This is a genomic window from Trinickia diaoshuihuensis (assembly GCF_003390925.1).
In the GTDB taxonomy this organism is placed as follows: Bacteria; Pseudomonadota; Gammaproteobacteria; order Burkholderiales; family Burkholderiaceae; genus Trinickia; species Trinickia diaoshuihuensis.
Genome location: NZ_QUBS01000087.1, coordinates 345,855 through 362,627, shown reverse-complemented (window position 1 = coordinate 362,627; position 16,773 = coordinate 345,855). Strand labels below are relative to the sequence as shown.

14 protein-coding genes are annotated in these 16,773 nt (G+C 64.3%); 12 read left to right on the top strand and 2 right to left on the bottom strand.

Annotated features, from left to right (window positions below):
• Nucleotides 1-157: 157 nt before the first annotated feature.
• The 7 genes from hflC (at nt 158) to DXT59_RS26220 (ending at nt 7,514) form a co-directional block, all read left to right on the top strand.
• Nucleotides 158-1,066, top strand: a complete 909-nt coding sequence (gene hflC, locus DXT59_RS26250) for a protease modulator HflC (RefSeq protein ID WP_116140707.1) — start codon at nt 158-160, stop codon at nt 1,064-1,066.
• A 38-nt stretch (nt 1,067-1,104) separates the two neighbouring features.
• Nucleotides 1,105-1,296, top strand: a complete 192-nt coding sequence (locus tag DXT59_RS26245) for a DUF2065 domain-containing protein (RefSeq protein ID WP_116140705.1) — start codon at nt 1,105-1,107, stop codon at nt 1,294-1,296.
• 99 nt (nt 1,297-1,395) lie between these two features.
• Complete coding sequence (locus tag DXT59_RS26240) at nt 1,396-2,556, top strand: ATP phosphoribosyltransferase regulatory subunit (protein ID WP_116140703.1); 1,161 nt, start codon at nt 1,396-1,398, stop codon at nt 2,554-2,556.
• Nucleotides 2,557-2,689: 133 nt separating this feature from the next.
• The gene (locus DXT59_RS26235) at nt 2,690-4,036 is read left to right on the top strand and encodes an adenylosuccinate synthase (protein WP_116140701.1); all 1,347 of its coding nucleotides are present in this window, start codon (nt 2,690-2,692) and stop codon (nt 4,034-4,036) included.
• 3 nt (nt 4,037-4,039) lie between these two features.
• Nucleotides 4,040-4,627 carry a phosphoribosyltransferase gene (locus DXT59_RS26230; RefSeq protein ID WP_116140699.1) on the top strand — a complete coding sequence of 196 codons (588 nt, stop codon included), beginning with the start codon at nt 4,040-4,042 and terminating at the stop codon, nt 4,625-4,627.
• 147 nt (nt 4,628-4,774) lie between these two features.
• Complete coding sequence (locus DXT59_RS26225; RefSeq protein WP_116140697.1) at nt 4,775-6,667, top strand: potassium transporter Kup; 1,893 nt, start codon at nt 4,775-4,777, stop codon at nt 6,665-6,667.
• A 457-nt stretch (nt 6,668-7,124) separates the two neighbouring features.
• On the top strand, nt 7,125-7,514 hold the full coding sequence (locus DXT59_RS26220) for a hypothetical protein (RefSeq protein WP_116140695.1): 390 nt from the start codon (nt 7,125-7,127) through the stop codon (nt 7,512-7,514).
• 212 nt (nt 7,515-7,726) lie between these two features.
• Here DXT59_RS26220 and DXT59_RS26215 read toward each other — a convergent pair whose 3' ends face one another.
• A complete protein-coding gene (locus tag DXT59_RS26215; RefSeq protein WP_116140693.1) occupies nt 7,727-10,048 on the bottom strand; it encodes a Tex family protein in 2,322 nt (773 codons plus the stop codon).
• A 139-nt stretch (nt 10,049-10,187) separates the two neighbouring features.
• Between DXT59_RS26215 and DXT59_RS26210 the strand changes: the two genes are divergently transcribed.
• From DXT59_RS26210 to DXT59_RS26200, 3 genes are all read left to right on the top strand, one after another.
• Complete coding sequence (locus tag DXT59_RS26210) at nt 10,188-11,003, top strand: colicin transporter (protein ID WP_116140691.1); 816 nt, start codon at nt 10,188-10,190, stop codon at nt 11,001-11,003.
• An 89-nt stretch (nt 11,004-11,092) separates the two neighbouring features.
• Nucleotides 11,093-11,308 (top strand): DUF465 domain-containing protein, encoded by a 216-nt coding sequence (locus DXT59_RS26205; RefSeq protein ID WP_116140689.1) that lies wholly within the window; start codon nt 11,093-11,095, stop codon nt 11,306-11,308.
• Nucleotides 11,309-11,374: 66 nt separating this feature from the next.
• Entirely contained in the window at nt 11,375-13,636 is a 2,262-nt protein-coding gene (locus DXT59_RS26200; protein WP_116140687.1) for a DNA repair helicase YoaA, read from the top strand.
• 84 nt (nt 13,637-13,720) lie between these two features.
• On the opposite strand, the gene DXT59_RS26195 is transcribed toward DXT59_RS26200, so the two are convergent.
• The gene (locus DXT59_RS26195) at nt 13,721-14,566 is read right to left on the bottom strand and encodes an outer membrane protein assembly factor BamD (protein WP_116140794.1); all 846 of its coding nucleotides are present in this window, start codon (nt 14,564-14,566) and stop codon (nt 13,721-13,723) included.
• Between the two features lie 71 nt (nt 14,567-14,637).
• Here DXT59_RS26195 and DXT59_RS26190 point away from each other — a divergent pair, with 71 nt between their 5' ends.
• Nucleotides 14,638-15,828, top strand: coding sequence for an RluA family pseudouridine synthase (locus DXT59_RS26190; RefSeq protein WP_116140685.1), 1,191 nt, complete (start codon nt 14,638-14,640; stop codon nt 15,826-15,828).
• A gap of 26 nt (nt 15,829-15,854) precedes the next feature.
• The gene (pgeF, locus tag DXT59_RS26185) at nt 15,855-16,697 is read left to right on the top strand and encodes a peptidoglycan editing factor PgeF (RefSeq protein ID WP_116140683.1); all 843 of its coding nucleotides are present in this window, start codon (nt 15,855-15,857) and stop codon (nt 16,695-16,697) included.
• Nucleotides 16,698-16,773: the final 76 nt, after the last annotated feature.

The following is a 16,773-nucleotide window of genomic DNA, read 5'->3' as shown; positions in this document are numbered from 1 at the left end:
AGCGGCCGCCCCCGCACCCGCGACGCCCGCGGCTACGCCGCCTGCCGAGCCGAGCGCGGCCAGCCAGGCGGCCGCGGCCAGCGACGCAATGCGTTCGCGCGACACGCTGCGCAGCCGTGCGCGCGAAGACGACTTGCAGCAATAAGGAGCGCTTGGAATGAATCGTATCGTTGCGCTCGTGGTCGTCGTCGTCGCCGTTTTATTCGCGGGAGCATCGACTTTGCTCGTCGTCGATCAGCGGCACGTCGCGGTGGTTTATTCCCACGGCGGCGAGCATCCGTCGCTGGTCGGCCCCGGTTTGCATTTGAAACTCCCTACGCCGTTGCAGGCAGCCATGCTCGTCGATACGCGCATCCGCACATTGGCGTCTGCGGATGCCGAGCGGTTCGTTACGTCGGATAAATCCGATCTGCTCGTGACGCCGGTGCTGACGTATCGCGTCACCGATCCGCTGAAGCTCTTCTCCGAAAGCGATGCCGACCAGCAAAGCGCGCTGGACCGGCTAGCCGGGCAGATGCGCGCCGCGCTCGGCGAAGCGTTTGCCACGCGTGCGCTTGGCGATGCGCTCTCGCACCAGGCCGAACTCGCGCAAGAAGCGCGCGCGGCCATGGCTGCGCCGGCGAAGGCGCTCGGTATCGAAATCGTCGATCTGAGCCTCGTGCGTATCGACCTGCCGCAATCGAGCGCGGAGGCGGTCTATAAACGGATGTCCGCCGCGCAAGAGCAAATCGCGGGGGACGAGCGCGCGCAAAGCGCGACCGAGGTCGCGCAAATCAAGGCCGATGCCGAGCGTCAGCGCGAAGCGGTGCTGGCCGATGCCTATTCGACGGCGCAGGCGGTCAAGGGCGAAGGCGATGCGAAGGCGGCGGCCATTGCCGCCGACGCGTTCGGGCGCGACCCGGGCTTTTATCAGTTCTATGAGAGCTTGCAAGCGTATCGAGGCGTGTTCAAACCGGGCGACGTCATCGTCGTCGATCCGGACAGCGAATTTTTCCGCTTCATGCGCAGCCCCGACGGAAGCGGCGCTGCCGTCACACCGGCCGCTTCGGCTTCACGCAAACATTGATTCAGGGGCACGGCCGAACTCGGCCGCGCCCGCATTCCATGGATATGGCCGCCTCGTTACTGCTTGCGATCGCGCTGATGCTCATCATCGAGGGCATGTTCCCGTTCGTCTTTCCGACGGCATGGAGAGACACGTTTCGTAGAATAGCGGAGCGGCCGGCGCATCATATCCGCATCGGCGGCTTGATCGTCATGGCGCTCGGCCTGCTGCTGCTCCTTGCGGCCACCTGAGGCCGCCGCGACCGGCGCGCACGCGCCGCTTCGCGTTTCGCTCGATTCGCTTTTGGCTGCGCCCGGCGCGCCTTCAATTAACGTCGTAGGACTGATCCGATGTCGACCTGGCTGCTTCCCGAAAATATCGCCGACGTGTTGCCTTCCGAGGCACGCAAAATCGAAGAACTGCGGCGTGCGCTGCTCGACCGCTTCCGTACCTACGGGTACGAGATGGTCATGCCGCCGCTGCTCGAGTACCTCGAGTCGCTGCTTACGGGCGGCGGCAGCGATCTGAGCCTGCGCACGTTCAAGCTCGTCGATCAGCTCTCGGGACGCACGCTCGGGCTGCGCGCCGATACCACGCCGCAAGTCGCCCGCATCGACGCGCATTTGCTCAATCGCCAAGGCGTGACGCGGCTGTGTTACGCCGGCAGCGTGTTGCATACGCGCCCGCGCGGCCTGCATGCCACGCGCGAGCAGATCCAAATCGGCGCCGAGATCTACGGTCACGCCGGCCTCGAAGCCGATCTCGAGATTCAGCAACTAATGATGGATGTGCTGCGTTTGGCCGGCATCGGGAACGTGCGTCTCGATTTGTGCCACGCGGGCGTGCTGCTGGCATTGTTCGAGCGCGACCCGGCCGCCAGCGCGCGCGGCGAGACGCTGTACGAGGCATTGGCCGGCAAGGACGTGCCGCGCATCGGCGAACTCACGCACGACCTCGATCCGCAGGTGCGCGATGCGCTGCGCGCGCTGCCCTCGTTGTATGGCGACGCCTCCGTCATCGAACTTGCGCGCGCGCGGCTGCCGCAGTGGCCGTCGATCACGCGGGCGCTCGACGACTTGGCGTTCCTCGCGGCGCGCGTGGAAGGCGGAAGCGCGACGATCGACCTCGCGGACTTGCGCGGCTACGCGTATCACAGCGGCGTGATGTTCTCGGCCTACGTGGACGGCGTACCGAACGCGCTCGCGCGCGGCGGACGTTACGACCACGTCGGTCAAGCGTACGGGCGCGCGCGCCCGGCGACGGGCTTTTCGCTCGATTTGCGCGAGATCGCGCGCATTTCGCCGATCGAGGCGCGCAGCAGCGCGATTCTGGCGCCGTGGAAGCATGACGATCTGTTGCGCGAACGCGTCGCCGCGCTGCGTGATGCGGGCGAGGTCGTGATCCAGGCGTTGCCGGGGCACGATCACGCACTCGACGAATTCGCGTTCGACCGCGTGCTCGTGGAACGCGACGGCGCCTGGATCGTGCAGGCGCGCCAGCCGAATGCGTGAGCTTGGCCGGGGAGGGCGTTCGCCCTCCCGCTCGTCAAGCCCGAGTGGTCCATGCCGTTGAAGCGAAACGGAAAAATTCGGAAGCTTCCGCGAACATGGGTAGAATACGTTTTTAACCAGCTAACGAAACAACATGTCTGCCAGCGCAGTGAATGCAGCCCAGGGACGCAACGTCGTCGTCGTCGGGACTCAATGGGGTGATGAAGGCAAGGGCAAGATCGTCGACTGGCTGACGGACCACGCGCAAGGCGTCGTACGTTTCCAGGGCGGCCACAATGCCGGGCACACGCTCATCATCGGCGGCAAGAAGACGATTTTGCGCTTGATTCCGTCGGGCATCATGCGCGCCGGCGTCGCTTGCTACATCGGCAACGGCGTGGTCCTGTCCCCCGAGGCGCTGTTCAAGGAGATCGGAGAGCTCGAAAGCGCGGGTCTCGACGTGAGCCGCCGTCTGTTCATCTCCGAGGCCACCACGCTGATTCTCCCGTACCACGTTGCGATCGATCAGGCGCGCGAAGCACGCCGCGGCGCGAGCAAGATCGGTACGACCGGGCGCGGTATCGGGCCGGCTTATGAAGACAAGGTGGGCCGCCGCGCACTGCGCGTGCAGGACTTGTTCACGCCCCAGGCATTCGCCGATCGCCTGCGCGAAAACCTCGATTTCCATAACTTCGTGCTGACCCAGTACCTCGGTGCGGCGGCCGTCGATTTTCAGCAAACGCTGGACACGATGCTCGGGTATGCCGAGCGTCTGGCCCCGATGGTCACCGACGTCTCGCGCCGTTTGTACGAAGAGAACGAGGCCGGCCGCAACCTGCTGTTCGAAGGTGCGCAAGGCACGCTGCTCGATATCGATCACGGTACCTATCCGTTCGTCACCTCGAGCAACTGCGTGGCCGGTGCGGCCTCCGCGGGCGCGGGCGTCGGTCCGCAAAAGCTGCATTACATTCTCGGCATCACGAAGGCCTATTGCACGCGTGTGGGTTCGGGTCCATTCCCGAGCGAGCTCTATGACGCCGACAATCCGCAGCGCCAAGAAGCCGTGGGCGTGACGCTGGCCAACGTCGGCAAGGAATTCGGTTCGGTGACCGGGCGTCCGCGCCGCACGGGCTGGCTCGACGCCGCGGCGTTGCGCCGCTCGATCCAAATCAACGGCGTCTCCGGCCTGTGCATGACGAAGCTCGACGTGCTGGACGGCCTCGACGAAGTGAAGCTGTGCGTCGGCTACAAGGTGGACGGCAAGAGTGCCGATCTGCTGCCGCGCGGCGCGGCCGAAGTGGCGCGCTGCGAGCCCGTGTACGAGACGTTCGGCGGTTGGAAGGAAAGCACGATCGGCATCACGCAATGGAGCCAACTGCCGGCGAACGCGCAAGCATATCTCACGCGCGTGCAAGAGGTGGCAGGCGTGCCGATCGATATGGTCTCCACGGGGCCGGATCGCGACGAAACGATCTTGTTGCGCCATCCGTTCAAGGTTTAACCGATGACGCAGAACATGACGATGATCGCGATGACGGATCCTCGCAACGACGACAAAAACCTCTGGGTGAGCTGGGACGAATACCACCGGCTCATCGAGCTGTTGGCGCTCGGCGTGCATGATTCAGGCTGGAAGTTCGACAACATCCTTTGTCTCGCGCGCGGCGGCTTGCGGGTGGGCGACCAGCTTTCGCGCATCTACGATCTGCCGCTTGCGATCCTTGCGACGAGCTCCTATCGCGAAGCGGCGGGAACGCAGCAGGGCGAACTGGATATCGCGCAATACATCACGATGACGCGGGGCGACTTGTCGGGCAACGTACTGCTCGTCGACGACCTCGTCGATTCCGGTGTCACGCTGGCGCGGGTACAGCAACACCTGAAGGAACGGTATCCCGCCGTGACGGCGGTGCGCTCCGCCGTGCTTTGGTACAAGGGCTGCTCAAAGGTCAAGCCGGACTATTTTGTCCAGTATTTGCCGACGAACCCCTGGATCCACCAGCCGTTCGAGGAGTGGGATACGGTCAGGCCCCACAATCTGGGCGCCTGGATCAAACGCGGCGTGGCCCAGAGTTCGTCATCCGGCACGTAATTTGCGTTTAGTTGGACCGCAGCCTTCGTGACTGCATCGACAATTGAGCGGAGTCGACTGACTCCGCTCTTTTTGTGTGTATTCGATATCGTTGCACCGCTAGAATAGCGCTCGCTCTCGGCTTATCCGGTACCACCGGTCGCGTTTATGACAGACAACAACCACGACAATCTTCGACAGCATTCCTTGCCGTCGCTTGCGCTAGCGGCGATTGGCGTCGTGTTCGGAGATATCGGCACAAGTCCGCTCTATTCGCTGAAGGAAGCGTTTAGTCCCGCGCACGGGATTGCACTAACCGATCATTCGATCCTCGGTGTGATTTCTCTGCTGTTCTGGGCGATCATCTTCGTGGTCTCGATCAAGTACGTCCTGTTCGTGATGCGGGCGGACAACAACGGCGAAGGCGGCGTGCTGGCCTTGATGGCGCTCTCGCTGCGGCCGTTTTCGATGAAATCGCGCACAGCGGGCTTCCTGATGATGCTCGGCATCTTCGGTGCCTGCATGTTCTATGGCGACGCCGTGATTACGCCCGCCATCTCGGTTATTTCCGCCGTGGAGGGGCTCGAGATCGCGACGCCGCAATTGTCGCATCTCGTATTGCCGATCACGATGGTGATCCTCGTCGCGCTTTTTTGGATCCAGCGGCACGGCACCTCGCTCGTGGGCAAGTTGTTCGGGCCGATCATGCTCGTATGGTTCGCGACGCTGGCCGTTCTGGGCGTGAGCCACATCGTACGCGCGCCGCAAATCATCGCCGCGCTCAACCCGTATTACGCGTTCTCCTTCATGCATGCGCACCTGCTGCAGGCGTACGTCGTGCTGGGCTCGGTGTTCCTCGTGCTGACGGGCGCCGAGGCGTTGTACGCCGACATGGGGCACTTCGGCGCGCGGCCGATCCGTCTCGCTTGGTACATCCTCGTGATGCCGGCGCTCGTGCTCAATTACTTCGGGCAAGGCGCATTGCTGATGCAGAACCCGAAAGCCATCGAAAACCCGTTCTTCCTGATGGCGCCGCAATGGGCGTTGCTGCCGCTGGTGGTGCTCTCGACGGTGGCGACCGTCATCGCGTCGCAAGCCGTGATCTCGGGCGCCTATTCGCTGACGAGCCAGGCGATTCAACTCGGCTATGTGCCGCGGATGAAGGTGCTGCATACGTCGGAACTCGCGATCGGGCAGATCTATGTGCCCGTCGTCAATTGGCTGCTGCTCTTTATCATTCTGTGCGTCGTGCTCGGCTTCAAGAGCTCCGATAACTTGGCCGCCGCCTATGGCATCGCCGTGACGACGACGATGGTCATGACGACCGTGCTGGCTTGCGTCGTGATGGTCAAGGTGTGGAACTGGAACAAGGTGCTCGTTGCCGTGATCATCGCCGCGTTCATGACGGTGGACGTCGCGTTCTTCGGGGCGAACTTGCTCAAGGTCGCCGAGGGGGGCTGGCTGCCGCTCGGCATCGGCGCGTTGCTGTTCTTCCTCTTGATGACCTGGTACAAGGGCCGCTTGCTCGTGAAGGAGCGCACGGCGGCCGACGGTATCCCGCTCGCACCGTTCGTGCAGGGGCTCTTGGCGCACCCGCCGCATCGCGTATCGGGTACCGCGATCTACCTGACTGGCAGCGATTCGCTCGTGCCGGTCAGCTTGTTGCATAACTTGAAGCACAACAAAGTGCTGCACGAACGAACGATCTTTCTGACGTTCGTCACGCGCGATATTCCGTATGTGAAGGACGATGAGCGCATTACGCTGAAAGACGTCGGCGGCGGGCTCTATCTCGTGCGGGCCGTCTACGGCTTCAACGAAACGCCGGACGTAAAAGCGGTTCTGTTCGAACTCGAGCGCATGTGCGGCATGCAATTCGAACTCATGGATACGTCGTTCTTCCTAGCGCGCGAAACGGTCGTGCCGACGCAACTGCCGGGCATGTCGATCCTGCGCGAGCGCATCTTTGCATGGATGCACCAGAACGCCGCGAAGCCCACCGACTTTTTCCGCATTCCGGCTAACCGCGTAGTGGAACTCGGAACGAAGATCGAGATTTAAACCAAGCTGGCGACTGCGCCGTCCATCCCGCAGGAACAAAAAATAAGCCGCGTCCGATGAGACGCGGCTTTTTTTGTTCCTGCACCCGTTCGCGATCGGCATGAGCGCTATGACCGCGACGCGAACGAATACGTCATGTCAGTGGGGCTGCCGGCCGGATCGACTTCCGCCGCTTTGCCGTACACCGCTAAGCCCGGAATACAGATGCCCGAATACCTGTCTTGCCAGTGCGGAACGTGACATGACTCGTGATAGGGCGAATGCACCATTTTTCTCACTGCACGGGGCGGCTATCGTCGTTACACCTGCCGACTCTTTGGCGTCGAGCAATGGTGGTAAAGATCGCGTACTGACGCGTCGGCACCTTGACTCGTGCTCGATCCCGGTTCTATCGACGTGGATAGTCCGATCGTCGGCTGGGTCATCGCGTATCCCTTTCGACTCCTGGAGTGAAGCCATGTCCCATCTGAATGCCTTTCACGATTATCGCGACGAGATCAAGGCCGGTTTGGTCCTTTTTCTCGATCCTGCGGAATTTGGTGACAGCGAGGTGTCGCGGGGTGCCGTACCGGTTCAGGGTGGGCATTACTTTGTCTGCCTCGGACGTAGCGGCACCACGCTTAGTCGCTGGTTTCCCGTGTTCAGCACAAACGACGGGACGAAGACGTCATTGCCGGGTGCGAAGGCGGGTATTGATCATTGGACCCGGTCCGAAAGCTTTTACTACCGTAACCAGGTATGGACCCTCGAGGACGCAGTGGTCAATGCTGCGGCATATGCTGACGCTGCGACCCACCAAGGCTTGCGCAATTCGATAACGCTACCGCCGGATTTCGAGAACATTTGAGCGCATAACGGTGTTCTACCGCCGATGTACCTGAGGCAGGCCTGACCGTCGAGGTGCGGGACCGATCTCGGTTCGCGCACCTATGTATCGCCTTAGCCTATCAACTGATCCGCCGGATGCGGAATGCATGTCCGATGCAGCGTGCGGGCTCAGGGGGCAAGCCTCACCCGACCCAATGTCGGGGTAGCATGCCCTCGCTGAGCACGCGCCGGTTAACGTTGCTTGAGCTTGGCGAACGCCGCGGCCATCGCGCCGGCGGGCTCCGCATCGCGCGTACGCTGCTGCTGGGGACGCGGAGCGCCGCCCGGCCGGCTCGCGCCGCGCTCGTCGCGCGAGGCGGGAGCCGCGTCGTCGGCGAGTCGCATCGTCAATGCGATACGCTGGCGTTTGACGTCGACGTCGATCACTTTCACCTTCACGACCTGGCCGGCTTTGACGACTTCGTGCGGATCCTTGATGAACTTGGTCGACATCGCCGAGACGTGAACGAGCCCGTCTTGGTGCACGCCGATATCGACGAACGCGCCGAATGCGGCGACGTTCGTGACAACGCCTTCGAGGACCATGCCTGGCGCGAGATCGGAGATCTTCTCGACGCCTTCTCGGAACGTTGCCGTCTTGAATTCGGGGCGCGGATCGCGGCCCGGCTTCTCGAGTTCCGAGAGGATATCGCGCACGGTCGGCAGCCCAAATCGATCATCGACGAATTCAGCCGGCGACAGGCCGCTCAGCGCTTCGCGATTGCCGAGAACGTCGCCGATCTGCTTGCGAAGTTTCGCGAGCATACGTTCGACTACCGGATACGCTTCAGGGTGCACCGAGGACCGATCGAGCGGGTTTTCGCCGCCGTTGATGCGCAAGAAGCCGGCTGCTTGCTCGAATGTTTTGTCGCCGAGGCGAGGCACCTTGCGAAGATGCTCCCGCGACGGGAACGGGCCGTTTGCATCGCGATACTCGACGATGTTGCGCGCGAGCGTGCTGTTCAGTCCGGAAACGCGGGCGAGCAGGGGGATCGACGCCGTATTGGCATCCACGCCGACCGCGTTCACGCAGTCTTCCACCACGGCATCGAGCGAGCGGGCCAGCTCGCGTTGGTTGACGTCGTGCTGGTATTGGCCGACGCCGATAGCCTTTGGCTCGATCTTGACGAGTTCGGCGAGCGGATCTTGAAGGCGGCGCGCGATCGAAACGGCGCCGCGCAGAGAGACGTCGAGATCCGGAAACTCCTTCGCGGCGAGTTCGGACGCCGAATAGACCGAGGCGCCGGCTTCGGAAACGACGATCTTTTGCAGCTTCAGTTCGGGGTGTCGGGCGATGAGTTCGCTCGCCAGCTTGTCGGTTTCGCGCGAAGCCGTGCCGTTGCCGATACTGATCAACTCGGCCTGCGTTTGAGCTGCAAGGCGCGCGAGCTTGGCAAGCGAGCCGTCCCAGTCGCGACGGGGTTCGTGCGGGTAGATCGTATCGGTCGCGAGCAGCTTGCCCGTGCGGTCGACGACGGCTACCTTGACCCCGGTGCGCAGCCCCGGATCGAGGCCGATGACGGCCTTCGGGCCCGCAGGCGCGGCCAGCAGCAAATCCTTCAAATTGCGTGCGAACACGCGAATCGCTTCATGTTCGGCGGCTTCGCGCAACTGCGTGAGCAACTCGTTTTCGAGATGCGGCTGCACTTTGACGCGCCAGCACCAGCGGCAGACGTCGGACAGCCACTTGTCGGCCGGCCGGCCCTGATTCGAGATACCGGCGTGGCGCGCGATGATCGCCTCGCACGGATGGGGCACCTGGGCATCGAGTTCCTCGCCGAGCCCCAGTTTGATCATCAGCACGCCGGCGTTGCGGCCGCGGAACAAGGCGAGGGCGCGGTGCGAGGGCACCGTTTTCCAGGTTTCGGCGTAATCGTAGTAATCGCGGAATTTCTCGCCTTCCTCGTTTTCCTTGCCTTCGACGACCGAGGACGACACGATCCCGCGTTCCGCGAGGTACTCGCGCAGTTTGCCCAGCAATTCCGCCGTTTCGCCGAATTGTTCGGAGAGAATGTCGCGCGCCCCGTCGAGCGCCGCTTTGACGTCGGCGACACCCTTTTCCGCGTCGACGTAGGCGGCGGCTTCGGTTTGCGGATCGAGGCGGGGGTCGGCGAGCAGCGCTTGGGCAAGCGGTTCGAGCCCCGCTTCTCGCGCGATCTGCGCGCGCGTGCGGCGCTTCGGCTTGTAGGGCAGATACAAATCTTCGAGGGCTTGCTTACTGTCGGCGGCGTCGATGGCCGTGCGCAGTTCGTCCGTCAGCTTGCCTTGTTCCTCGATGCTCGCGAGGATCGTGGCGCGGCGGTCCTCCATTTCCCGAAGGTAGAGCAGGCGCTCCTCGAGTTGGCGCAACTGCGTATCGTCGAGGTTGCCGGTGACTTCCTTGCGATAGCGGGCGATAAACGGGACGGTGGAGCCTTCGTCGAGCAGTTGCACGGCCGCGGCCACTTGGCGCGGCTGCACGGTCAATTCGGTCGCGATGCGCTGTACGATCTTGAGTGCTACGGTGTCCGTCATAGGAAGCGTTTGGCTGCGAGGCCGCGCAGGCGCGCGCCCCCCGGTGCGGGGAGCACGCCGGCCGGCGGCCGGGTTGCTGAAGCGGCGCATTTTGCCACAAATGCCCGGCGGCTCGGGCGCGGGTGTTAGAATTTCGACCATGTTCCGATCCCCGCCCACGACGTTGCCAACCTCCCGTTTTCCCTTTGTCCCGCGCTGGGCGATGCCCGCTCTGACGGCCTTTGCGTGTTCGCTCGCCATGTCCGCCGCCAGCGCGCAAGCGGTATCGGCCGGTGCCGATACGGGCGCGCCCGCCGCGAGCGACGCCTCGGCCGCGCTCACGCCCGACTTCCAGGCGCGCCAGCAGGCGCTCGACGCCCGCAGCGCGCAAAACGAGTACGAGTACGGCGTGGCCGAGCACAACTGCTATAGCAAGTTCTTCGTCAATGCCTGCCTAGGCAGCGCGCGCGACAAGATGCGCGCCGAGCGCGCGCGCATCCACGCGGAACAGATGGCGCTCGACGACGAACGCCGCGCCGCGCACGCGCAGCAGCGCGACGAGCAGGACGCGCTGCGCCGCGCGCGTAACGAGCAAGAGGCGCCGCAGCGCGCCGTCACGGCCGCGGCGAACACACAGGCGTACGAGGAAAAGCAGCGTCAGCACGAACTCGATCAGGCGCAGCGCGGCGCGCAGGCGCCGCAGCGCGCGGCCAATCAAGCCGCCTACGAGAACAAGCAGTCGGACTATCGGCGAAAACTCGACGAGGCGCGGCGCAACGCGGCGAAGGACGCTGAGGAACGCGCCGAGCGCGCGGCGCGGTTCACGCAAAAGCAGACCGATGCGGCGCAACATAAGGCCGATGTCGAAGCCCGCCAGAAGCATGCTGCGCAAAAGGCCCAGGAACAGCAGCAAGAACAGAGTCAGCAGCAGGAACAGCAAAAGCGTTTGCAGCAGGAGCAGCAAGACAGCGACTGAGGCGGGAGCGGTTTTGCTGGTGGACGGTAACCTCAGGCGTGCGAACCGCAGCGAGCGGGTAGCGCGCCTAACGAACCGAGGAGTCGACCATGCGTGGCCAACAGGCGATCCAACCGAATACGCTTCGCGATCGCATTTTGCAACTGCAGTCGGAGCATAGCGAACTCGATCGCATGATCGATAAACTGGCGGTCTCCTCGGATATCACCGACCTCGAGCTACGGCGTCTGAAAAAGCGCAAGCTCAAGGTCAAAGACGACATCTTGTTGCTGCAATTGCAGCTCGAACCGGACAGGCACGCGTAAGCGGCGAACGGGCAAGCGTTCGCGCCGCGCGCCGCGCGCCGGTCCCATTGCAGGGAAACGCTTGCCTTGAATTCACCGCTCGATGCCTCTACCGGGGCGCCGCTCGCCGCGCAGACGGCGCCCGCCAAGCAAGACGTGCGCTCGCCGCACGCGCTTGCGGCCGCGCTCGCCCCGCGCCGGCGCGCCGAACTGGACGCGATCTTCGCGAACGACGGCTTGCTCGCCCGTGCGATCGACGGCTACCGTCCGCGCGCATCTCAAATCGAAATGGCGTGCGCCGTCGCGGCTGCGATGGAGGCGTCCGGGCGTGCGATGCCCGAGCCCGCCATGTTCGAGGCGCAACGCCGTCCGGCGCGCCGCTTGCGGGCCGAGGGGCAGGGCCGAAGCGATGCCGCGGATGCCGCTCCCGACGAAAATGCGACGTCCGGGGAAGGCGCGGCCGGCGAAAACACGCTCATCGTCGAAGCCGGCACAGGCACCGGCAAGACGTTCGCCTATCTCGTTCCCGCGATGCTGTGGGGCGGCAAGGTCATCATTTCCACCGGAACGAAGCACCTGCAAGATCAACTGTTCCAACGCGACGTGCCCACCGTGCGCGACGCGCTGGCCGTGCCGGTATCGGTCGCCATGCTCAAGGGGCGGGCGAATTATCTCTGTCATTACTATCTGCAGCGTACGGCCGACAATGGGCGCTTGCCGTCGCGGCAAGACACCGCCTATCTGCAGGACATCGTCCGGTTTGCGAAGATCACGCGCACGGGCGATAAGGCCGAGCTGGCGAGCGTCCCAGAGACGGCGGCGGTCTGGTCGATGGTTACCTCCACGCGCGAGAACTGTCTCGGCCAGGAATGCCCGCACTACAAGGACTGCTTTGTCATGCAGGCCCGGCGCGAGGCCCAGCAGGCCGATATCGTCGTCGTCAACCATCATCTGTTTTTCGCCGACATCATGCTGCGCGATACGGGGATGGCCGAGCTATTGCCGACCGCCAATACGATCGTCTTCGACGAAGCGCATCAATTGCCCGAAACGGCCACCTTGTTCTTCGGCGAAACGCTCTCGACGGCGCAGTTGCTCGAACTTGCTCGCGACGTGGTTGCCGAGGGTCTCGCGCATGCGCGCGATGCCGTCGAATGGGTCAAGCTCGGCGCGGCGCTCGAACGCGCCGCGCGCGACGTGCGACTTGCGTTCAAGGACGACACGCTGCGCGTTTCGGCTGCGCAGCTCGGCGACGATCATCCGTTGTATGGCGCGCTCGATGCACTCGAGGCGGCGTTGGAGGCGGTTGCGTCGGCGTTGGCCGGCCAAGCCGAGCGGGCGGAATCCCTCGGCGCCTGTATGCGACGCGCGCGGGAATTGCAAGATCAGCTCTCGCGCTGGACCGCGCCGCCGGCCGAGGATGCACCCGCGGCTCCGGCCACGACTTCGTCCGCGGCAACGCCGCCCGGGAGCGCCGATTTCAACGAACGCATTCGGTGGGTCGAAGTTTTCGCGCATTCCGTCCAACTGCACGAAACTCCGCTCTCGGTCGCGCCGATTTTCGCGAAGCAGCGCGCGGGCGTGCCGCGGGCATGGATTTTCACGTCGGCCACGTTGTCGGTGCGCGGCGACTTCACGCACTACGCCGCGCAAATGGGACTCGACGCGCGCCGCTCCATGACGCTGCCGAGCCCCTTCGATTACGGGACGCAAGGGCTCCTGTACGTGCCGCGCAACTTGCCGCAACCGTCGTCGCCCGCTTTCACCGACGCGGTTTTCGAGGCTGCGTTGCCCGCGATCGAAGCGGCGGGAGGGGGCGTGTTCGTCCTGTGCACGACGTTGCGCGCCGTGGACCGGATCGCGAACAAGTTGCGCGAGGTGATCGAGGCGCGCGGCTGGTCGATGCCGCTGCTCGTCCAAGGCGATGCGAGCCGCACCGAATTACTCGATCGTTTCCGCGCCTACGGCAATGCGATCCTCGTTGGCAGTCAAAGCTTTTGGGAAGGCGTGGACGTTCGCGGCGACGCGCTCTCGCTCGTCGTCATCGACAAGCTGCCGTTCGCCCCGCCCGACGATCCCGTGTTGTCCGCCCGTCTCGATGCGCTGACGAAGAAGGGGCTCAGCCCGTTCGCCGTGCATCAACTGCCGCAGGCGGTCATCACGCTCAAGCAGGGCGCGGGCCGCTTGATTCGTGCCGAAACCGATCGAGGCGTGTTGATGATTTGCGATACGCGGCTTGTCGACAAGCCTTATGGCCGGCGGATTTGGCAAAGCCTGCCGCCGTTCAAGCGCACTCGGGAAATCGACGTCGTGCGCGAATTTTTTGCGGAAAACAAAAGTCAGGATTGACCGAGCGCGCCCCCTATTATCGGGCGACGGTCAGCCTGCAAAGACCCACAAAAAACCGGCCGCTTGGGCCGGTTTTTTGTGGGTTTAGAACTGCCACCAGGACTTCTTCGCGCCGCTGCGCGGATGGCCCGTGATATAGGGGCTGTCGGGGAACGTTCCAGCCAGCACGCGTCGCGTATCGTCGGCCAGTTTCGTTTCATTGAGCTTCGTGTACGAGAGCATCATGATGTGAAGCGCGTCCTCGATCGCCGGTGCATTCTTGTATTCCTTGACCGCCGTTTGCGCGCGGTTGATCGCCGCGACGTAGGCACCGCGCCGATAGTAGTAATCGGCCGCGTGCACTTCGTACGACGCGAGTGCGTTCACGATATAGCGCATGCGGGCAGCCGCATCGGGCGCGTACTTGCTGTCGGGGTATTTATCCACGACGACCTTGAACGCATCGTACGACTCGCGCATCGATTTCGGATCGCGCTCGCTCATATCCTGGCCGGAGAAGCGCCCGAAGAGGCCCAGGTCGTCGTTGAAGTGGATCATCCCCTTCAGGTAGTACGCATAGGCGATATCGGGGTGATCGGGGTGCAGGCGAATGAAGCGGTCGATGGCTTCGTCGGCGGCGGCCGTTTCGCTGTCCTTCCAATTGCAATAGGCGACGTTGATTTCAGCCTGTTGAGCGAAATGGCCGAACGGGTCGCGGCCTTCGAGCATCTCGAAGTATTTCGCACATTTGCCCCAGTCGCCGCTCGACAATGCGTCTTGGGCCTCCGAGTATAATTTGTTATTTGCCCAGCCAGCCGTCTCGTCGGTCTTTTGCGGCAGGCCATGGCAGCCCGCCACGAGCATCGCGGCCGCAGCCAGGGCCAGGCCGGCCGATGCGGATTGGACCGCACGCTTCGCCGCGCGGCTTGCCGCGCACGAGGCCGTGCGCATCATGGTGTTGAAGGCTCGCCGCATTTCTCCACGCTTCCTAGCAATCAGTCTCACTCAGTGACCCAGTTTCAATGACCCGCACACGTCCTTCCGGCAACATGCTCGGCCCTATCGATGAAAGCGCCGATTATAGCCGAAGCGGCAGCCCCGCCGACGCTCCCGCGGACAAGGCCGGCGCTTCGCGCCTACCTGGCGCCGCGAATCCTTCAGACGACGCGCCGCGCGTCGCGCTCGTGCCCGCCGCGCTGGCGGGCGAGCGGCTCGACAAAGTGCTGGCCAAAGTGTTTCCCGAATATTCGCGCAGCCGCTTGCAAAGCTGGACCGAGGCGGGGCGCGTCTTGCTCAACGGCGCGCCCGCGAAAGTGCGCCAGGCCGTGCCGCTCGATGCGCGCATCGAGCTTACCCCCGATCGCCTGCCGGAGCAGCTTGCGTTTACCCCTGAGCCGGTGCCGCTCGAGGTCGTCTACGAAGACGAGACGCTCGTCGTCCTCAACAAGCCTGCCGGCCTCGTCGTCCATCCCGCCGCGGGCAATTGGAGCGGCACGATTCTGAACGGGCTGTTGCATCGTTACCCGGACGCGGCCGGCTTGCCGAGGGCAGGCATCGTCCATCGGCTCGACAAGGAAACGTCGGGGCTGATGGTGGTCGCGCGCACGCTCGAAGCGCAAACCGATCTCGTGCGGCAATTGCAGGCGCGTACCGTGAAGCGGCGCTATGTGGCGCTCGTGTGGGGCGCCATGCCCGGCGAGGGCATCATCGACGCGCCGATCGGCCGCGATCCGCGCGAACGCACGCGCATGGCGGTCGTCGCGGGCGCCTCGGGAAAGGCCGCGCGTACGCGTTTCCGGCTCGTCGATCAGACGATGTGGAAACAACAAACGGTGAGCGCGGTTCATTGCGATCTAGAGACGGGGCGCACGCATCAGATTCGCGTCCATTGCGCGCATGTCGGCCATCCGCTGCTCGGCGATCCGGTGTACGGCAGCGCGCGCGGCCGCCGTTCCAGCGCGCCGCTGCCCGGCGGTTTCACGCGCCAAGCGCTGCACGCGTGGCAGCTCGGACTCGTGCACCCGGGCACCGGACGGTCGATGCGTTGGCGAGCCGATTTGCCCGAGGACATGGCCGAACTCGTACAAGCGCTTGGCTTCGGGCAGGACGCCGCGCAATTCGAGGACGGCGAGTTCGACGATGATACGTACGACGAATCCGAAGCCATGGAGATCGGCTACGAAGACGAGGACGACGAAGCCGATATCGAATGACCCACGCATCGAGAACACCACCGACTATGACGAGACCCGATCCCGTGCCGGCGCTTGACGCGGCTTTGACCGAAGCGGACTGTATCCGCCCCGCCTGGGATGCACCGCCGCGCGTGCGCGCGCTGGTGACCACTCGCGCGGGCGGCGTGAGCGTGCCGCCCTATGGCCGATGGGATGGCGAACGCGAAATGCCGGGCGGCTTGAATCTCGGGTTGCATACGGGCGACGACCCCGCGCATGTCGAGTGCAATCGCGCACGTTTGCTGGCGCTCGCGGGTGTCCGTGCGGCATGGCTCGAGCAAGTTCACGGCGACCAGATCGTTCGCGCCGACGACGTGACGCCCGAGGTGCCCGTGCGCGCCGACGCGAGTGTGACGCAGGTGCCCGGCGTCGCGTGTCTCGTGATGGTGGCCGATTGCTTGCCCGTGCTGCTGTGCGACGACCGAGGGCGCGCGGTGGGGGCGGCGCATGCGGGCTGGCGCGGCCTCGTGGCGGGAATCGTCGAGAAGAGCGCGCAGCGCGTCGCGGATCTCGCGCAATGCGCGCCCGATGCGCTGCATGCGTATTTGGGGCCGGCTATCGGTCCTCACGCATTCGAAGTGGGCGACGACGTGCGAGACGCTTTCGTGCGCGCCGCCGCGCCGGCCGAGCTTGACGCGACGGCGCAGGCATTCGCCGCGCGCGATGGGATGCGTGGCAAGCATTGGGCCGATCTGTACGCGCTCGCGCGCTTGCGTTTGGCGCGCCTGGGCGTGACCCGCGTGAGCGGTGGGGATGCCTGCACGGTTGCCGAGCGCGAGCGTTTTTATTCGTACCGGCGCGATCGCGTGACGGGCCGGATGGCGGCGCTCATCTGGTTGGCCGATTGAGCGTTCCCTGCGACGCACAACGGCGCTACCGCGAAAGCCCCAGGGGGCGGGTCGCGCGCGGCGGACTTTTCATCCG